This window comes from Halomonas sp. AOP25-F1-15, assembly GCF_052378675.1.
Lineage (GTDB): Bacteria > Pseudomonadota > Gammaproteobacteria > Pseudomonadales > Halomonadaceae > Vreelandella > Vreelandella casei.
The window spans coordinates 163,274-181,241 of the sequence record NZ_JBQSXV010000004.1; the positions used below are offsets into that span (position 1 = coordinate 163,274).

The following is a 17,968-nucleotide window of genomic DNA, read 5'->3' on the forward strand; positions in this document are numbered from 1 at the left end:
GTAAAAATAACAAAAAAATAGCCAAAAAGTAGCTTTAATGAAAAAAAACTAGAAAGTTAACTACGTCGTGTGGAGCGATAACGGTGCACTGCAGCACTGATGACGGCCATGACCTCGTCATCCGGCGAGGAAGATGCAGAAGAACTTAGTGACTTTCTACCCATATCCGCAGCGGCAGGCCCCGGTTGAAAGTGGTCAATCAGCTTTGACATCAACGTGACGCTGACCACTAAAATAGCAAGAAAAACAAACACTACCCCCATTCCGAGCGCCATCAACGCTAGCCCGTCCTGCAATAGCTCTTGATCCTGCATAAGACGCTCTCCTTCGTTTATAAATGCTGCTCACAGACATATGATTACGCCACTGCAATGAAAGGCGCTTGGCGCAGTAAGGGGAATACACTAACCTGCCACACCCAGAATAGAATGCAATGGCGCGATAGTGGAAGTCATGGTTGTTAATTTACTACATAACGGAAGAATTGGCCTAGCCCCCATGGAGGGGGTAATCGATGCGCTCACCCGCGATCTCTTAACCCGTCAAGCAGGATTTGATTGGACCGTGACGGAGTTCGTGCGCGTGGTTGATGCATGCTTGCCGCCGCGGGTGTTTTATAAGCACTGCCCGGAGCTTGCTCAACCGCCAGTGGCAACCCCAAGCGGTATTCCGGTACATCTACAGCTGCTCGGCTCTGACCCTCGCGCTCTGGCAGCCAACGCGCGCCAAGCGCTCCATTTAGGCGCAGTGAGCGTTGATCTTAATTTCGGCTGCCCCGCCAAGCTGGTCAATCGACACGACGGTGGCGCTGCACTGTTACGCCAACCGGAACGTGTCTACCAAGCGGTTAAAGCCGTTGCTGACGCGCTGGACGGCGAGATCCCGGTGACTGCCAAGATTCGCCTAGGCTTCTCTAATCGGCGCTTAGCGGTGGCCTGCGCGCAAGCGACTGAAGCAGGCGGTGCGGCGCATTTGGTGGTGCATGCACGCACCCGTGACGAAGGCTACCGCCCACCGGCGCACTGGGAATGGATAGGCAAGATTCGTCGACATGTCAGCATCCCGGTGGTCGCCAACGGCGATATATGGACGCTTGAAGATTACTGGAAAGCACGCACGCTCTCGGGATGTGATGACGTCATGCTTGGACGCAGCGCGCTGGCAGACCCCTGGCTTGCACCGCGCATTCGCCATTGGCAGACAACCGGTGAGCGGCTGCCTGAAAGCAGCTGGGCGATGCGCGCAAGCGTACTTCAAGAGTATGCCGCCCTACAGCGCCAGCACCTGCCGGACCGCGTCGTCGTCTCTTTAGTGAAGCAGTGGCTTGCCCAAATGCGTCAAGGCAGCAACGAAGCTAACCAGAACTTTCAACGCGTTAAACGTCTCACCGACTTAGACCATTTGCTCGACAGCCTTGTGGTCGATGCTTAAACAAAACGAATGGCCAAAAAAAGCGCCCAGCCGCAAAAGCGGTGGGCGCTACACACGATCGCAAGACCGGGGCGCGAGCCATTTCCGGCCAGGCTACAAACAGGCTTGAAACAGAAAACCCGCCCTCAAGAGAGAGCGGGTTTAGAATCTGGTGCGCCCGGGAGGATTCGAACCTCCGACCCCCTGATTCGTAGTCAGGTACTCTATCCAGCTGAGCTACGGGCGCGTAATAACTGCACTTATCTTTACTGCATGTTGCTAACTAAAAAGTGGTGCGCCCGGGAGGATTCGAACCTCCGACCCCCTGATTCGTAGTCAGGTACTCTATCCAGCTGAGCTACGGGCGCATACTTAGTGTGCATTGGCGGAGAAGGAGGGATTCGAACCCTCGATAGGGCTATAAACCCTATACTCCCTTAGCAGGGGAGCGCCTTCAGCCACTCGGCCACCTCTCCTTAACGGCACGGCGCGAATATTACCGATTTAGGTTACTTCTGTCCAGCCCTTGGCCGATTTTTTTTCGCGCTGGCCTTACCTTACGCTCAAAACATCACATAATGATGTGCGGGCGTAAGCGTCACTCCACTTCGTTTTCGCTATTCTTTTCACGCTGAATGCGCTGATAAATCTCTTCACGGTGAACCGATACATCTTTCGGCGCATTAACGCCGATACGCACTTGATTACCTTTCACACCTAGCACCGTGACGGTCATTTCATCACCGATCATCAGGGTTTCGCCAACACGGCGAGTTAGGATGAGCATGGCTGATCTCCTTTTCAGACGTTTTACTGCGGGGCATATCAGCCGAAGGCAATACCACGATAGCTACACGGTATTGCCTACCACAAAAAGCATCGGCTCCTTGATACCTTAAATCTCCCGCTGAAAGAAAGCTCACCACCACACGGCAGTAAGTACTTCTTTAGCGTAGAAGAGTTAAGAGATTAGTGTTACTCAGACTCGACATCTGCTTTATCTAAGCCAAACGCTTTGTGTAGCGCATTGACGGCAAGTTCCATATGTTTCTCATCAATCACTACCGAAATTTTAATCTCGGAGGTTGAGACCATGCGAATATTGACGTTTTCATCGGCCAGCACGCGGAACATTTTCGATGCCACGCCCGCATGGGAGCGCATACCGACACCGACGAGCGATACTTTAGCGATATTATCATCGCCGCGCAGCTCACCGCCTCCCAAATCAGGAATCACCGTCTCTTCGAGCAGCTTTTTGGTAGCCTTGTAGTCACCTTTCGCGACCGTAAAGGTGAAATCGGTATAGTCACCGGCGGGGGCCACGTTCTGCACGATCATATCGACTTCGATATTGGCATCGGCAATAGGACCAAGAATACGCGATGCTACGCCGGGCACATCAGGCGTGTTCAGCAGGGTCAGTTTGGCTTCATTTTTGGTGAAGGCGATACCGGAGATTAGGGGTTCTTCCATTGCGTCCTCGTCTTTGTCTGCTTCTGCAACAATTAGGGTACCGGGGCCGTCTTCAAAGCTCGACAGCACCCGCAGGGGTACGTTGTACTTACCGGCAAACTCTACTGCGCGAATCTGCAGTATTTTTGAGCCCAGGCTGGCTAGCTCAAGCATTTCTTCAACGGTAATACGTTCTAAGCGCTGAGCCTTTGAGCATACGCGTGGGTCGGTGGTGTATACCCCATCGACATCGGTGTAAATTTGACACTCATCGGCACCTAGCGCTGCGGCCAATGCAACCCCAGTGGTATCGGAGCCACCACGCCCTAGAGTGGTAATATTGCCGTTTTCATCAACACCTTGAAAACCAGCAACCACAACGACCTGGCCGGCATCTAAGTCCGCTTTTAGGTCGTCGGTCTCAATGCGCTGAATACGGGCCTTGGTATAGGCGCTATCCGTATAAATACCCACTTGCGCGCCGGTATGCGACGTTGCTGGCACGCCAATCTGCTGAAGCGCCATCGCGAGTAGTGAAATCGTCACCTGCTCGCCGGTAGACAGCAGCATGTCCATCTCGCGCGGGGCGGGCTCTTCATTCAGTGCCTGGGCCATGTCCGTTAGTCGATTCGTTTCGCCACTCATGGCAGAAACCACGACCACCACCTGGTGGCCTTGATCACGGAAACCTTTGACCTTTTCAGCCACGGCCTTGATGCGCTCGACAGAGCCCACCGAGGTGCCGCCGAACTTCTGTACGTATAGTGCCATATGCCGTTTTTCCTATGCGTTCGGAAATGGAGGATGAAATTTGTCGTACATATCTAACGACAAGGCCGGTAGCAATTCATGCTACCGGCCCTGGTGTTTAGTTAAGCGTGTTTTCTAGCCATAGAGGTACGCTCTTCAGCGCATCCGGCAGCGCGTCGGGCTGGCTACCTCCAGCCTGAGCCATATCGGGGCGACCACCGCCCTTTCCACCCACAAGCGAGGCAACATGATTGACCAGCTCACCGGCTTTCACGCGACCAGTCAGGTCTTGGGTCACGCCGGCAATGAGACTTACTTTGCCGGCTGCCTGATCGGCAACGCCAAGAATAACCACGCCGGAACCTAGCTTGTTCTTAATCTGATCAAGCATGCCACGCAGATCTTTTCCGGACACACCGTCTAGCTGGGTCGCCAACAGCTTAACCCCTTTGATCTCTTGGACCTGGCTAAGCATATCGCTGCCCGCGGCGCTGGCAAGCTTAGCTTTGAGCTGCTCAAGCTCTTTCTCAAGGCTGCGGTTACGCTCAACCAGCGACTCTACCCGCGCTTCGACCTGCTCTGGCTTGGTTTTTAAGCGATCACCCAAGCGCCCCAGGCAGGCTTCCTGCTCACGGAAGTAGGCCAGCGCGTTTTCGCCGGTAATCGCTTCAATACGGCGTACGCCCGAAGCAATGCCCACTTCGCTCATCACGTGACAGCAGCCTATATCGCCACTGCGCGCCACGTGGGTACCGCCACAAAGCTCAATAGAAAAGTCGTCAGAACCGATAGTCAGTACGCGCACGTTCTCTGCATACTTGGCTTCAAACAGTGCCGCTGCGCCTTTGGCTTTGGCCTGATCCAAGCTCATCTGCTCGGTTTTGGTCGCAGCGTTAGCCAGAATCTGCTCGTTGACCAGCCGCTCTACTTCCGCCAACTGTTCAGCCGTCATCGGTTCAAAGTGGCTAAAGTCAAAGCGCAGGCGTTCAGCGTTAACTAGCGACCCTTTCTGCTGCACGTGATCACCCAGCACCATGCGCAGCGCTTTATGCAGCAGGTGAGTGGCCGAATGGTTGCGAATAGTTGCAGCGCGCAGGCTGGCGTCTACTTCGCCACGCACGCTGGCACCGACGCTCAACGCGCCTTCCACCATCACACCTTGATGCAGATGATGGCCGCTCTGCTTTTGGGTATCCATTACCTGGAAGCGCCCGCCGTCTACGTACAGATAGCCAGTGTCGCCTACCTGTCCGCCCGACTCGCCGTAAAATGGCGTACGATCCAACACTATCGTGCCTTTTTGGCCGGCCTCGAGTGCAGACAGTGCATTGCCTTCACTGTCGACCAGCGCCGTCACTTTGGCCTGATCTTCTAAGCGGTCGTACCCGGTAAAGGCTGTCTCGCCATCCAATTCAATGGATGCACTGTAGTCGGCACCAAACTGACTGGCCGCTCGGGCGCGTTCGCGCTGCGCTTCCAGCTCACGCTGAAAACCGTCTTCATCGAGGGTGACACCACGCTCCCGGCAAACATCCGCCGTCAGGTCAAAGGGGAAACCATAAGTGTCATAAAGCTTAAACACAGTTTCACCCGACAGCACGTTACCATTCAGCTCAGCCAGCGCTGCATTCAATAGCCCCATACCGTGATCCAGCGTACGGGCAAACTGCTCTTCTTCTTTCAGTAGCACGCGCTCGATTTGACCACAGGCTTCGCGCAACTCTGGATAGGCATCGCCCATTTCAGCGTCAAGCGCACCGACCAGCTTGTGGAAGAACGGGTCGACCGCACCTAGCTTATGGCCGTGGCGAATCGCGCGGCGAATAATACGCCGCAGCACGTAGCCGCGCCCTTCGTTGGAAGGCAGCACCCCATCGGCAATTAAAAAGGCGCAGGAGCGAATGTGATCGGCAATCACGCGCAATGAAGGCGTCGCCGTGTCCACATGGCCGGTTGCCTGTGAAGCTGCTTGCAGCAGGCGCTGAAACAGGTCGATCTCATAGTTGGAGTGAACACCCTGCATGACAGCAGCCACTCGCTCCAGGCCCATGCCGGTATCAATAGAAGGTTTAGGCAGCGGATTGAGCGTTCCCTGAGCATCGCGGTCAAACTGCATGAACACTAAATTCCAGATTTCAATATAGCGGTCGCCATCTTCTTCCGGACTACCGGGAGGGCCGCCCCAGACCTCTGGGCCGTGATCATAGAAGATTTCTGAGCTGGGCCCGCAGGGGCCGGTATCACCCATCTGCCAGAAATTGTCCTCATCCAGCTTGGAAAAGCGTTCAGGGTCAATGCCCACTTCATCCTTCCAGATGCGCTCAGCTTCGTCGTCACTGATGTGCACCGTTACCCACAGTTTTTCTTTAGGCAGCCCCAGCGTTTCGGTTAGAAACACCCAGGCAAAGCGAATAGCATCACGCTTGAAGTAGTCACCGAAACTGAAGTTACCCATCATTTCGAAGAAAGTATGATGACGGGCGGTATAACCGACGTTATCTAAATCATTATGCTTTCCGCCCGCGCGCACGCAGCGTTGCGCAGAAGTGGCGCGTACATACGGGCGCGGGTCGCGACCCAGAAACACATCTTTAAACGGCACCATACCGGCATTGGTAAACAGCAGCGTAGGGTCATTACCCGGCACTAGCGAGCTGGTTGGCACAATGGTGTGCCCCTGCTCTGCAAAGAAGGAAAGAAAGGCCTGTCTTATCTCTGCGCTTTTCATAGGGTATCCGTAACAAGAAAGCGTGGTGTCCCAGGGCGCTGTCACCGCTACCCTCAGGGGTCGCAAAGCAGCCATTATAGCGCAGTTGTCAAACGACTAAAGCCGCACTTAGTGGCAGAAATGCAATCAAAAAGATGCACAAGCCTATTAGAGCGCCATTAGAAATGTAAGAGACGATGTGGTTATACGCAGAAACGAAGATATTTCAGGCGCCTAAGAAGGCGTTAAAGGCAGGAAAGTGCGTAACGTATTTGTTCAAAATCGAAGCCACGGCTGGCTAAAAAGCGCTCTCGCCTGGCGCGCTCTTTGGGTGTTTCGCCCGCAGACGTAAAGCGCCGAGCCAAGGTTTCGCGCGCCAACTCAAACCAGTCAACCTGCTCGTTCGCCACCACCGACTCAAACGCAGCGCTAAGCGTTTCTTGGTCGACGCCGCGCTGGCGTAGCTCACCCTTAATACGGATAACGCCCTGACCACGCAAAATACGTGAGCGCACAAAGCTTGCAGCAAAGCGTTCGTCCGACTGGAACCCTTGCTCGATCAGCGTATCCAGACACTCATCAATGGCAGCGGGCTCAAAGGATTTTTTCGCCAATCGCTGTGCCAGCTCAGCGCGCGAATATTCGCGCCGAGCCAGCAAGCCGATGGCGATCACTCGTGGCGTAGCATCACGCTGCGAGGCAAACGCCATTAGGGTGCCTTATAGCAGATCGTCATCACCCGCATCTGCGTCAACCGCTGCCTCTACAGACGCCTCTTCCTTTTCCTTCTTGGGGTCCGGCTTGGCCAGTAACTGCTCGCGGATTTGCGTTTCGATTTCAATCATAATCTCAGGATGCTCTTCCAGATACAGCGCTGAATTAGCTTTACCCTGGCCTATTTTCTTACCCTTGTAGCTGTACCAAGCACCGGCTTTATCGACGAGGTTACACTGCACGCCCAGATCAATAACTTCGCCCGCGTGATAGATACCCTTGCCGTAAAGAATCTGGAATTCAGCCTGGCGGAACGGCGGCGCCACTTTGTTCTTGACCACTTTGACGCGGGTTTCGTTACCGGTGACTTCATCACCAACCTTAACCGAGCCCGTACGGCGAATGTCGAGGCGCACACTAGCGTAAAACTTGAGCGCATTACCGCCGGTCGTCGTTTCAGGGCTACCAAACATAACGCCGATCTTCATACGAATCTGGTTAATGAAGATAACTAAGCAGTTGGCATTTTTGATATTACCGGTGATTTTACGCAGCGCCTGTGACATCAACCGCGCCTGTAGGCCAACGTGCGTATCGCCCATCTCGCCTTCGATTTCCGCACGCGGCGTCAGCGCTGCGACCGAGTCGATAACAATCACGTCAACACCGCCAGAACGCACCAGCATGTCGGTAATTTCTAGCGCTTGCTCGCCGGTGTCCGGCTGGGAAACCAGCAGGTCATCCAGATTAACGCCCAGTTTTTCAGCGTAGCTTGGATCAAGCGCGTGCTCGGCATCTACAAAGGCACACACTTTGCCCTGCTTTTGCGCCTGAGCAATCACTGAAAGGGTCAGCGTGGTTTTACCCGACGATTCTGGACCAAAGATTTCGCATACTCGTCCGTACGGCAGACCACCGATGCCGAGCGCGATATCCAGCCCCAATGAACCGGTGGAAACCGACGGCATGACTACACGCGGAGCGTCGCCTAGACGCATGACGGTGCCTTTGCCGAACTGACGGTCGATTTGGCTGAGTGCAGCGTTTAGCGCTTTAGTGCGGTTGTCATCCTGAGCCATTCAGTGATTCCTCATAACAAGCTGTATAATTAGCCAGTAGTATGCCAAAGATTCCGTCGTAAACAAATCCTCGACGACACTTTCTCACAATTATTTCGTATCGCCCGCATTTACCTGAGCATCCAAGCGCGCCACTAGCCCGGCTAGCGCCTGACGCACGGCCTGTTCACGCACTGCTGAGCGGTCGCCTGGAAAATGAAAACATTCCGCCTGCTGGGCATTGGCATCGCCCCACGCCAGCCATACTGTACCTACTGGCTTGTCCTCACTGCCACCGTCTGGCCCGGCGATACCGCTGACCGCAACGCCCAAGCCTGCACCACTTTCCCGGCAGGCACCAAGCACCATGGCGTTCACCACTTCTTCACTCACCGCACCATGCGCTGCCAGCATAGCGTCGGGCACGCCCAATAATCGGCTCTTCACCGGATTCGCATACGCTACATAGCCGGTCGTAAAATAGGCCGAGCTACCCGCAACCGCGGTAATCGCGCTGGCAACGCCGCCGCCCGTGCACGACTCAGCGGCGGTGACTTCTACCTTTAACTGCTGGCAAAGCCGCCCCAGCCGCTGAGCAAGCAGTGTTAAATCAAGATTTTTTAGGCTAGATACGCTGGTCACTATCGTCGCTCCTTCAAGTGAGTCGTCAGTTCAGCGTAGAATACTGCGTTTAGCTTTCTTAAAGAACTGACGCAAAGAAACCGCTCAAAGAACATGCCGTCGGTCGAGACGGCTTACGCTACGCTTAACCAGGACGCCCATGTCACAGGCCATCCCCGCTAATACGCCAATGATCACGCAATACTTAAAGATCAAACGTGAACATCCCGAGGTACTGCTGTTCTACCGAATGGGGGATTTTTACGAGCTATTTTTCGACGATGCTAAACGCGCCTCCGCGTTACTGGATATCACGCTTACCCAGCGCGGGCAGTCAGGCGGCAAACCTATTCCGATGGCTGGCGTACCCTACCACAGCGCTGAAGGCTACCTGGCACGCTTAGTTGCTGGCGGCGAGTCGGTGGCTATCTGCGAGCAAATTGGCGACCCAGCGACCAGCAAAGGCCCCGTTGATCGCCAGGTGGTTCGCATCGTCACCCCCGGCACGCTCCACGACGAAGCGCTGCTCGATGCGCGCCGCGACAACGTACTGGTATCCGTCTCCCCCGGCAAAGATAGCTGGGGCCTGGCATGGCTTGAGCTTTCCAGCGGCCGCTTCAACGTACTGGAAGTAGAGAGCGAAGCCGAAATGCTCGCCGAGCTTACGCGCCTATCGCCCGCTGAGCTGCTCGTACCGGAAAGCTTAACGCTGCCGGCTGCCTGGTCACAAAAACGCAGCCTGCGTCGTCAGGGTGAATGGCTATTTGATATAGACAGCGCTACCCGCAGCCTGTGTGATCAGTTTGAAGTCCAGGATTTGCGCGGCTTTGGCTGCGCGCATTTGACTACCGCACTGATTGCCGCAGGCGTATTGATCGATTACGCCCGCGACACCCAGCGCTCGCGACTGCCTCATGTCACTGCGATCAGCGTCGAAAATCGTGATGATGCGGTGGTCATTGACGCGGCCAGCCGGCGCAATTTAGAAATTGACATCAACCTCGGCGGCAATAGCGACAACACCCTGGCCAGCGTGCTGGATACCTGCACCACTGCCATGGGCTCGCGACTGCTCAAGCGCTGGCTCAACCGTCCCCTGCGCCAGCGCGAGATTGTCCAGGCTCGTCATGCAGGCGTGGCACTGCTCAGCTTAGATGCCGCCTACATGCCGCTTCGCGATACCTTGAGCGCCGTCGGCGACGTCGAGCGTATTCTGGCTCGCGTGGCACTGTATAGCGCCCGCCCACGAGATTTAGCACGCCTTAGAGACGCACTAGTAACGCTGCCCACGCTTGAACAGCAATTGAGTGAGGTAGAGAGCGGCAGTGCGTTGGACACCCTGCGCCCGCATATTCGCCCCTACCCAGAAATGGCCGATATGCTGAGCCGTGCGCTGGTCGAGAACCCGCCCGTGGTCATCCGCGATGGCGGCGTGATTGCTGACGGCTTTGACGCTGAGCTCGACGAGCATCGCGGTATGGCCGAAAACGCTGGCGACTATCTGATCCAGCTCGAACTTCGCGAGCGCGAACGCACTGGCTTGGCGCACCTGAAAGTCGGTTATAACCGAGTGCATGGCTACTTTATTGAGTTACCTCGCTCCCAGGCACAGCAGGCGCCAGCCGACTATATCCGTCGCCAAACGCTGAAAAATGCCGAGCGGTTTATCATTCCTGAACTCAAAGAGTTTGAAGATAAAGCGCTGTCAGCCAAATCGCGCGCGCTGACGCGTGAAAAATGGCTTTATGATCGCCTGCTGGGTGATCTCAATGCCAGCCTGCATGCGCTGCAAAGCACCTCTCAAGCCGTCGCTGAGCTGGATGTACTGTGCGCCTTTGCTGAGCGCGCAGAAGCACTTGGCTGGGTTCGCCCAATGCTCAGCGAGGCCACCGGCATACGAATTGAAGCCGGGCGCCACCCTGTCGTTGAGCACGTCAGTGAAACGCCTTTTGTACCTAACGACGTTACGCTCACGCCTGATCAGCACATGCTGATCATTACCGGCCCCAACATGGGCGGTAAATCGACCTATATGCGCCAGACCGCGCTAATTGCGCTGCTGGCTCACTGCGGCAGCTTCGTGCCCGCCGATGCCGCTGAAATAGGCCCACTGGACCGCATTTTCACCCGCATTGGCTCGTCGGATGATCTTGCGGGCGGGCGCTCTACCTTTATGGTCGAAATGACCGAAACTGCCAATATTCTGCATAATGCTACCCAGCAAAGCCTGATTTTGATGGATGAAATTGGCCGTGGCACCAGCACCTTTGATGGCCTATCACTTGCCTGGGCCAGCGCCGAACATTTGGCTAAAGGGCGTGCGCTAACGCTCTTTGCCACCCATTACTTTGAGATGACCGCCCTTCCGGAGCACATGGACGGCGTGGCCAACATCCATTTAACGGCCACCGAGCATGGCGACAGCATTGTGTTTATGCATCGCATAGAGGCAGGCCCTGCAAGCCAGAGCTATGGTTTGCAGGTGGCTCAGTTAGCCGGCGTTCCTAATCATGTGATTAAACGCGCCCGTGAAAAGCTGGTCAGCTTAGAGCATCGTGATGTGGGCAACAGTACACAGGCGCCGAGCACTGCGCCGCAGCAAAACGACTTATTTGCCGCAACACCTCACCCGGTGATCGAGGCACTTGAAAAGACGGATATGGATGATTTATCGCCGCGAGAAGCCCTCGCGCTGCTTTATCAATGGCGGGACTTGCTCTAATAGCTGCAATAGAAGACCATGCGGCGCTTGCCGCATGGTATGCGCACCTCTAGAATGTCATCAAACTTTTAGCTTATAAAAAACGGCTGATTTATAACCATTCACGATTAATCATGACCGGGACATATCCGGTCCCGCGAGAGGGATAGCAAGATGACGTTTGTCGTTACCGAGAACTGCATCCAGTGCAAATACACCGACTGTGTGGAAGTCTGCCCGGTCGACTGCTTCTATGAAGGCCCGAACTTTCTGGTTATTCATCCGGATGAGTGTATTGATTGCGCACTGTGTGAGCCCGAGTGCCCCGCCGAAGCGATATTCTCAGAAGATGAGTTGCCTGAAGGGCAAGAGGCCTTTATTGAGATTAACGCTGAGCTAGCAGATGTATGGCCGAACATAGCCGAAAGAAAAGATGCGCTACCCGATGCTGAAGAATGGGACGGCAAGCCAGGCAAGATGGAAAAACTAGAGCGCTGAGCGCAGCGTTTTTCTTAACCTAGCATTTGTTAAACCAGCGGCTACGCTGGTTTTTTTATTCTGAGCTGGGGCCCATATAGGCAGTGCAATATAGGCAGGGTCAGGCATAAAAAAAGGCGACCCTTAGGCCGCCCACTCCAAGCACTTCCTCTGACCACTCCCTAGGTCACACCCCTCTCGGAAAACATCCTTGCCAGTAATCACTCCACTAATTACCAGGCGCCTCCGATCTTTCATCCTATTGCATCCTGCCTAAAGCATCCCTGCCTCCCCTTGTCCTGATCGCATTGTGGCAGATCTCGGCGGCTTCTCAACATGACCATAACGCAAAAAGGCGAGTCATATCGACTCGCCTTTCAACGATTATAATTTAAAAAACAATAGCTTAAGTTTTAGCTAGCGGCAAATGTAGTATTTTCTTACCCTAACCAGAGCGATTTTCGTCGGAATTTGTACGACATCTCTTACAAAATTTTGAGACATCTCTTACAAACACCCTAATATTTCGCTCAATTTCAGCGATTTATTGGCCTTTAATCGCTTTTAGGCCAGGGTAGCTAACCTCGCCAAGCTCAGCCTCGATGACCAGCAAGCGATTATATTTAGCCACCCGGTCAGAACGGCATAGCGAACCCGTTTTAATCTGGCCTGCGCAGGTTCCCACCGCCAAATCAGCAATAGTGGTATCTTCCGTTTCACCTGAACGGTGAGAAATGACCGCAGTGAAACCCGCATCCTGCGCCATTTTAATGGCATCCAATGTCTCGGAAAGCGAGCCAATCTGATTAAACTTGATCAGAATCGAGTTGCCAATCTTTTCATCAATGCCGCGTTTGAGGATTTTGGTATTGGTCACAAACAGATCATCGCCCACCAGCTGCACTTTATCGCCCAGCTTATCGGTCAGCGCTTTCCAACCAGCCCAGTCTGATTCATCCATACCGTCTTCAATAGAAACGATCGGATAATCGGCGCACAGGCCGGCCAAATAGTTAGTAAAACCTTCGGCGTCGTAGCTCTTACCTTCCCCAGAAAGGTTGTACTGGCCGTCTTTATAGAACTCAGATGACGCACAGTCCAGCGCCAGCGTAACGTCAGTACCCAAAGAGTAGCCAGCATCCGCCACTGCCTGCTTAATGATAGCCAGCGCATCGGCGTTAGACGCAAGATTAGGCGCAAAGCCACCCTCATCGCCAACGGCTGTGGAAAGCCCTTTCGCCGAGAGCACTTTTTTCAGCGCGTGGAAAATTTCCGCGCCCATGCGCAGCCCTTCACGAAAGTTAGGCGCGCCTACGGGCTGCACCATAAACTCTTGAATATCGACATTATTATCGGCGTGCTCGCCGCCGTTGATAATATTCATCATCGGCACCGGCATGCTGTACTGGCCCGGCTGACCGTAAAGCTCGGCAATGTGGGCATACAGCGGTACGCCCTTGGCGTTAGCTGCCGCTTTAGCGGCTGCCAGCGACACAGCAAGAATCGCGTTAGCACCAAGGTTGGCCTTATTTTCAGTGCCGTCTAAGGCCAGCATGGCGTCATCTAGACCGCGCTGATCGCGTGCGTCCATACCCAGCAACGCATCACCAATTTTGCTATTGACCGCGTCAACTGCTTTCAGCACGCCTTTTCCCAAATAGCGGGATTTATCGCCGTCGCGAAGCTCTAGCGCTTCACGTGATCCGGTGGAGGCACCGCTAGGAGCACAGGCTTCACCGACCGCGCCGCTGGCAAGGCGCACCTGCGCCTGTACGGTCGGATTACCACGCGAATCAAGCACTTCCAACGCACTGATAGCAACAATCTTGGTCATAGCAGTGTCCTTTACTGTAAGTCAGATAAAATGATTAAAACGACGTTCTACCTAGCATAGCGATTGCTAGCGAATCGTTAGCGGCTCAAACCCCTTGACTAGCGCATCTAACTGCGCAAGCTGAGTTAAGAACGGCTCTAGCTGATCCAACGGTAGCGCACAGGGGCCATCGCATTTAGCGTTATCAGGATCAGGGTGTGCTTCCAAAAACAGCCCAGCAAGGCCGACAGCCACGCCTGCCCGAGCTAATTCGGCTACCTGAGCGCGACGACCATCCGCGCTATCGGCACGGCCACCGGGGCGCTGCAACGCGTGAGTCACATCAAAAAACACCGGGTACCCGGTTTGCTTCATATCGCCAAAGCCCAGCATATCAACAACCAGGTTGTTGTAACCAAAGCTTGAGCCACGCTCGCAGAGCATCAGTTGGTCGTTGCCTGCTTCCTGAAATTTACTCAGGATATGGCGCATTTCATGGGGCGCCAGAAACTGCGGCTTTTTAATATTAATCACCGCGCCGGTTTTGGCCATGGCAACCACCAAATCGGTTTGGCGAGCCAAAAATGCGGGAAGCTGGATAATATCGGCCACTTCCGCCGCCGCCTCGGCCTGCCAAGCTTCGTGCACATCGGTGATAATGGGCACGTTATAACGTGCTTTGATATCGGCCAGAATCTGCAGCCCTTTCTCAAGCCCCGGGCCGCGATAAGAGTGAATCGAGCTGCGGTTGGCTTTATCAAAGCTGGCCTTAAAAACGTAGGGCATGCCCAGTTTCCGGGTGACCGTTACGTAGGCTTGGGCCACCTCGTCGGCAAGCTCAGCGGACTCCAGCACGTTCATGCCGCCCAGCAGCATCAGCGGCAATGAATTGCCGGCGGTTAGGCCGGCAACGTTAATATGGCGCTCTTGCAACCCATCGCTAGACAGATTCTGAGAAGACATGCTGCTCTCCCTTATTCCTGAGAATGGGCATGGGCGCGGCTACGCGCTGTTTTATGCTCTAACGCCGCGTTCACAAAACCCGAGAATAGCGGGTGGCCATCGCGCGGGGTAGATGTGAACTCCGGGTGGAACTGACAGGCAACGTACCAAGGGTGATCCGCCAGCTCAATCACTTCAACCAGCGACTGATCCACGCTTCTACCTGAGATCACTAAGCCTGTTTTTTCAAGCTCATCAATAAACTGATTATTCACTTCGAAACGATGGCGGTGGCGTTCAACAATTTCGTCTGAACCGTAGGCTTCGCGTGCTTTCGTGCCAGAAGCCAGGTGGCATATCTGGCCACCCAAACGCATGGTGCCGCCTAAATCAGACGCCGCATCACGCAGCTCGATTTTTCCTTCCGGGGTTAGCCACTCCGTAATCAGCCCCACCACAGGGTGCTGAGTGTCGTGGGTAAACTCGGTGGAGTTAGCGTCTTTCCAGCCGGCCACATTACGCGCGAATTCAATCACGGCCACCTGCATACCCAAACAGATACCCAGGTAAGGAACGTTATTCTCACGCGCAAACTGGGCGGCCAGTATTTTGCCTTCAACGCCGCGCTCGCCAAAGCCACCCGGCACGAGAATGGCATCTTTGCCCGCTAACCGCTCAGTGCCGTGACGCTCGATATCTTCAGAATCTATATAATCGACGTTGACCTTAATGCGCCCCTGGATACCGGCGTGAATCAGCGCTTCGTTGAGCGACTTGTAGGCATCCAGCAACTCCATGTACTTACCTACCATGGCGATGCTGACCGACTTGAGCGGGTTGAGCTTAGCGTCCAGCACCTTCACCCATTCAGACAAATCGGCTTCGGGCGCTTCCAGGCGTAGCTTGTCGCAGACAATCTCATCCAAACCGTGCTCGTGGAGCATCAGCGGAATGCGATAGATCGTATCGGCATCCTGCAGCGGCACTACCGCACGCTCTTCGACGTTGGTGAACAGCGCAATCTTGCGGCGCTCGGTTTCTTCCAACTCGACTTCACTGCGGCAAATCAGGATATCCGGCTGGATACCGATAGAACGCAGCTCTTTAACGCTGTGCTGGGTCGGCTTGGTTTTAGTCTCGCCCGCCGTTTTGATGTAGGGCACCAGCGTTAGGTGCATAAACAGCGCGCGGTTGGCGCCCTGTTCACTACGAATTTGGCGAATCGATTCAAGGAAAGGCAGCGATTCGATATCGCCTACCGTGCCACCGATTTCTACCAGCGCCACATCAAAGCCTTCACCGCCGGCATAAACGCGCGCTTTAATCTCATCGGTAATATGCGGAATCACCTGAACGGTGCCGCCTAAATAATCGCCACGGCGCTCTTTACGCAGCACGTGCTCGTAAACACGCCCCGTGGTGAAGTTGTTGCGCTGGGTCATCTTGGTGCGAATAAAACGCTCATAATGGCCAAGATCAAGGTCGGTTTCGGCGCCATCTTCTGTGACGAACACCTCACCGTGCTGGAACGGGCTCATCGTGCCCGGGTCCACGTTGATGTACGGGTCGAGCTTGAGCATGGTGACCTTAAGGCCGCGGGCCTCTAAAATCGCCGCTAGCGAGGCGGAGGCGATGCCCTTGCCAAGAGAGGACACAACGCCGCCGGTCACGAAGATATATCGTGTCATGGATAACCTGTCGAAACGTGATCAGAAGGCACGGCAGAAAGCCACGCCAGGATGGGTCGACAGACTAGCAGATTACGCCTCCAGGCTCAATTTGAACTGCCGAAGATAGCCAATGGATCGTTGCACATAGCGATGCCGGGATAGTCGCGAGGCCAATATGGCCCCGCTCAGCCTGGATAAAGACGAATTACACGCCCAGGTAATCCAAAATGCCTTCTGCAGCCTGGCGACCTTCATAAATCGCAGTGACCACCAAATCAGAGCCGCGCACCATGTCACCACCTGCGAAGATTTTTTCATTGCTGGTTTGGAAGGCGTACTGACCGTGCTCCGGGGCAGTGACGCGGTCACGCTCGTCGACTTGGATATTAGAGCTATCGAACCACGGCGCGGGGCTTGCCTGGAAACCAAAAGCAATGACGACGGCGTCGGCGGCAATGATTTCCTCAGAACCCGGCACCACTTCAGGGCGCTGACGGCCATTTTCATCCGGCTCGCCCAGTCGCGTGCGCACAACCTTTACGCCCTCGACCTTCTCCTCGCCCACCACAGCCACCGGCTGGCGGTTGAACAAAAATTCCACGCCCTCTTCTCGGGCATTCGCCACTTCACGGCGCGAACCCGGCATGTTGCCTTCGTCACGGCGATAAGCACAGATAACGCTATCAGCGCGCTGGCGAATCGAGGTGCGGTTACAGTCCATCGCCGTATCGCCGCCGCCCAGCACGACCACTCGCTTGCCTTCCATCGAGATATAGTCGCTCGGATCTTTTTCGAACCCTAAGCAGCGGTTAGCGTTAGCAATCAAGAAATCGAGCGCTTTATACACGCCCGGCAGATCTTCACCTGGGAAGCCGCCTTGCATGTACTTATAGGTGCCCATGCCAAGGAAGACCGCATCGTAATCCTGTAGCAGCGTTTCAAACTCGATATCGGTGCCGATTTCGGTATTCAGACGAAACTCAACGCCCATCTCTTCAAATACCGAGCGACGGCGCTCCATGACGCTTTTTTCCAGCTTGAACTCAGGAATACCAAAGGTCAGCAGGCCACCAATTTCGGGATACTTATCAAACACCACCGGCTTAACGCCGTTACGCGCTAAAATATCGGCACAGCCCAAACCGGCAGGGCCAGCACCCACAATAGCGACTTTTTTGTCGGTCCAGGTGACGCTAGACATATCCGGGCGCCAGCCCATGGCGAACGCGGTATCGGTGATGTACTTCTCCACCGAACCAATCGTCACCGCACCGAAACCATCATTCAGCGTGCAGTCGCCTTCACACAAGCGGTCCTGCGGACACACGCGCCCACACACTTCAGGCAGCGAGTTAGTCTTATGCGACAACTCCGCAGCCTCAATAATGTTGCCTTCTACCACCAGCTGTAGCCAGTTGGGAATGTAGTTGTGCACCGGGCACTTCCACTCGCAGTAAGGGTTGCCGCAATGTAGGCAACGGTGCGCCTGGCTGGCCGCATCGGAAGGCTTGAACGGCTCGTAAATCTCCGCGAACTCTTTGGCACGGACGCGCGCGTCTTTCTTCTGCGGGTCTTTACGACCTACATCGATAAACTGAAAATCATTATTTAAACGGTTAGCCATGATCTCTCTCCTGTCAGCATGAGCGG

Annotated in this window: 14 protein-coding genes and 3 tRNA genes; 3 read left to right on the forward strand and 14 right to left on the reverse strand. The window is 54.8% G+C overall.

Annotation, left to right across the window (positions count from 1 at the left end; all coding sequences use genetic code 11):
• Positions 1–56: 56 nt before the first annotated feature.
• Positions 57–314 carry an OadG family protein gene (locus ACT3TF_RS09095; RefSeq protein WP_444672076.1) on the reverse strand — a complete coding sequence of 86 codons (258 nt, stop codon included), beginning with the start codon at positions 312–314 and terminating at the stop codon, positions 57–59.
• A gap of 139 nt (positions 315–453) precedes the next feature.
• Between ACT3TF_RS09095 and ACT3TF_RS09100 the strand changes: the two genes are divergently transcribed.
• Positions 454–1,431 carry a tRNA dihydrouridine synthase gene (locus tag ACT3TF_RS09100; RefSeq protein ID WP_441684399.1) on the forward strand — a complete coding sequence of 326 codons (978 nt, stop codon included), beginning with the start codon at positions 454–456 and terminating at the stop codon, positions 1,429–1,431.
• Between the two features lie 149 nt (positions 1,432–1,580).
• Here ACT3TF_RS09100 and ACT3TF_RS09105 read toward each other — a convergent pair.
• The 9 genes from ACT3TF_RS09105 to ACT3TF_RS09145 all read right to left on the reverse strand — a co-directional run bounded on the left by ACT3TF_RS09105 (position 1,581) and on the right by ACT3TF_RS09145 (position 8,739).
• Positions 1,581–1,657: transfer RNA gene (locus ACT3TF_RS09105), tRNA-Arg, on the reverse strand.
• A 44-nt stretch (positions 1,658–1,701) separates the two neighbouring features.
• A tRNA-Arg gene (locus tag ACT3TF_RS09110) sits at positions 1,702–1,778 on the reverse strand.
• Positions 1,779–1,793: 15 nt separating this feature from the next.
• Positions 1,794–1,886 (reverse strand) — tRNA-Ser (locus ACT3TF_RS09115).
• Between the two features lie 122 nt (positions 1,887–2,008).
• Positions 2,009–2,197, reverse strand: coding sequence for a carbon storage regulator CsrA (gene csrA, locus ACT3TF_RS09120; RefSeq protein ID WP_096281982.1), 189 nt, complete (start codon positions 2,195–2,197; stop codon positions 2,009–2,011).
• Between the two features lie 188 nt (positions 2,198–2,385).
• Complete coding sequence (locus ACT3TF_RS09125; RefSeq protein WP_096281983.1) at positions 2,386–3,636, reverse strand: aspartate kinase; 1,251 nt, start codon at positions 3,634–3,636, stop codon at positions 2,386–2,388.
• Between the two features lie 97 nt (positions 3,637–3,733).
• Positions 3,734–6,343 (reverse strand): alanine--tRNA ligase, encoded by a 2,610-nt coding sequence (gene alaS / locus ACT3TF_RS09130; protein WP_444672077.1) that lies wholly within the window; start codon positions 6,341–6,343, stop codon positions 3,734–3,736.
• A gap of 224 nt (positions 6,344–6,567) precedes the next feature.
• Positions 6,568–7,032 (reverse strand): regulatory protein RecX, encoded by a 465-nt coding sequence (locus ACT3TF_RS09135; protein ID WP_193062764.1) that lies wholly within the window; start codon positions 7,030–7,032, stop codon positions 6,568–6,570.
• A gap of 9 nt (positions 7,033–7,041) precedes the next feature.
• Entirely contained in the window at positions 7,042–8,115 is a 1,074-nt protein-coding gene (gene recA, locus ACT3TF_RS09140) for a recombinase RecA (protein WP_193062766.1), read from the reverse strand.
• A 90-nt stretch (positions 8,116–8,205) separates the two neighbouring features.
• Positions 8,206–8,739: a CinA family protein gene (locus ACT3TF_RS09145; RefSeq protein WP_096281987.1), complete on the reverse strand. Its 534-nt coding sequence runs from the start codon at positions 8,737–8,739 to the stop codon at positions 8,206–8,208.
• Between the two features lie 136 nt (positions 8,740–8,875).
• Between ACT3TF_RS09145 and mutS the strand changes: the two genes are divergently transcribed.
• Entirely contained in the window at positions 8,876–11,437 is a 2,562-nt protein-coding gene (mutS, locus tag ACT3TF_RS09150) for a DNA mismatch repair protein MutS (protein ID WP_444672078.1), read from the forward strand.
• 153 nt (positions 11,438–11,590) lie between these two features.
• Positions 11,591–11,914 (forward strand): ferredoxin FdxA, encoded by a 324-nt coding sequence (gene fdxA / locus ACT3TF_RS09155; protein ID WP_096281989.1) that lies wholly within the window; start codon positions 11,591–11,593, stop codon positions 11,912–11,914.
• A gap of 523 nt (positions 11,915–12,437) precedes the next feature.
• On the opposite strand, the gene eno is transcribed toward fdxA, so the two are convergent.
• From eno to ACT3TF_RS09175, 4 genes are all read right to left on the reverse strand, one after another.
• Positions 12,438–13,727, reverse strand: coding sequence for a phosphopyruvate hydratase (gene eno, locus ACT3TF_RS09160; RefSeq protein ID WP_096281990.1), 1,290 nt, complete (start codon positions 13,725–13,727; stop codon positions 12,438–12,440).
• Between the two features lie 66 nt (positions 13,728–13,793).
• Positions 13,794–14,669 (reverse strand): 3-deoxy-8-phosphooctulonate synthase, encoded by an 876-nt coding sequence (gene kdsA / locus ACT3TF_RS09165; RefSeq protein WP_096281991.1) that lies wholly within the window; start codon positions 14,667–14,669, stop codon positions 13,794–13,796.
• 11 nt (positions 14,670–14,680) lie between these two features.
• Positions 14,681–16,336 (reverse strand): CTP synthase, encoded by a 1,656-nt coding sequence (locus tag ACT3TF_RS09170; protein ID WP_096281992.1) that lies wholly within the window; start codon positions 16,334–16,336, stop codon positions 14,681–14,683.
• Between the two features lie 187 nt (positions 16,337–16,523).
• Positions 16,524–17,942, reverse strand: a complete 1,419-nt coding sequence (locus tag ACT3TF_RS09175) for an FAD-dependent oxidoreductase (protein WP_441684396.1) — start codon at positions 17,940–17,942, stop codon at positions 16,524–16,526.
• Positions 17,943–17,968 lie beyond the last annotated feature (26 nt).

Excerpts from the sequence above, each read along its gene's own strand:
- ACT3TF_RS09095 (WP_444672076.1), bottom strand. The coding sequence starts at position 314 with ATGCAGGATCAAGAGCTATTGCAGGACGGGCTAGCGTTGATGGCGCTC.
- ACT3TF_RS09100 (WP_441684399.1), top strand. The coding sequence starts at position 454 with ATGGTTGTTAATTTACTACATAACGGAAGAATTGGCCTAGCCCCCATG.
- csrA (WP_096281982.1), bottom strand. The coding sequence starts at position 2,197 with ATGCTCATCCTAACTCGCCGTGTTGGCGAAACCCTGATGATCGGTGAT.
- ACT3TF_RS09125 (WP_096281983.1), bottom strand. The coding sequence starts at position 3,636 with ATGGCACTATACGTACAGAAGTTCGGCGGCACCTCGGTGGGCTCTGTC.
- alaS (WP_444672077.1), bottom strand. The coding sequence starts at position 6,343 with ATGAAAAGCGCAGAGATAAGACAGGCCTTTCTTTCCTTCTTTGCAGAG.
- ACT3TF_RS09135 (WP_193062764.1), bottom strand. The coding sequence starts at position 7,032 with ATGGCGTTTGCCTCGCAGCGTGATGCTACGCCACGAGTGATCGCCATC.
- recA (WP_193062766.1), bottom strand. The coding sequence starts at position 8,115 with ATGGCTCAGGATGACAACCGCACTAAAGCGCTAAACGCTGCACTCAGC.
- mutS (WP_444672078.1), top strand. The coding sequence starts at position 8,876 with ATGTCACAGGCCATCCCCGCTAATACGCCAATGATCACGCAATACTTA.
- fdxA (WP_096281989.1), top strand. The coding sequence starts at position 11,591 with ATGACGTTTGTCGTTACCGAGAACTGCATCCAGTGCAAATACACCGAC.
- eno (WP_096281990.1), bottom strand. The coding sequence starts at position 13,727 with ATGACCAAGATTGTTGCTATCAGTGCGTTGGAAGTGCTTGATTCGCGT.
- kdsA (WP_096281991.1), bottom strand. The coding sequence starts at position 14,669 with ATGTCTTCTCAGAATCTGTCTAGCGATGGGTTGCAAGAGCGCCATATT.
- ACT3TF_RS09170 (WP_096281992.1), bottom strand. The coding sequence starts at position 16,336 with ATGACACGATATATCTTCGTGACCGGCGGCGTTGTGTCCTCTCTTGGC.
- ACT3TF_RS09175 (WP_441684396.1), bottom strand. The coding sequence starts at position 17,942 with ATGGCTAACCGTTTAAATAATGATTTTCAGTTTATCGATGTAGGTCGT.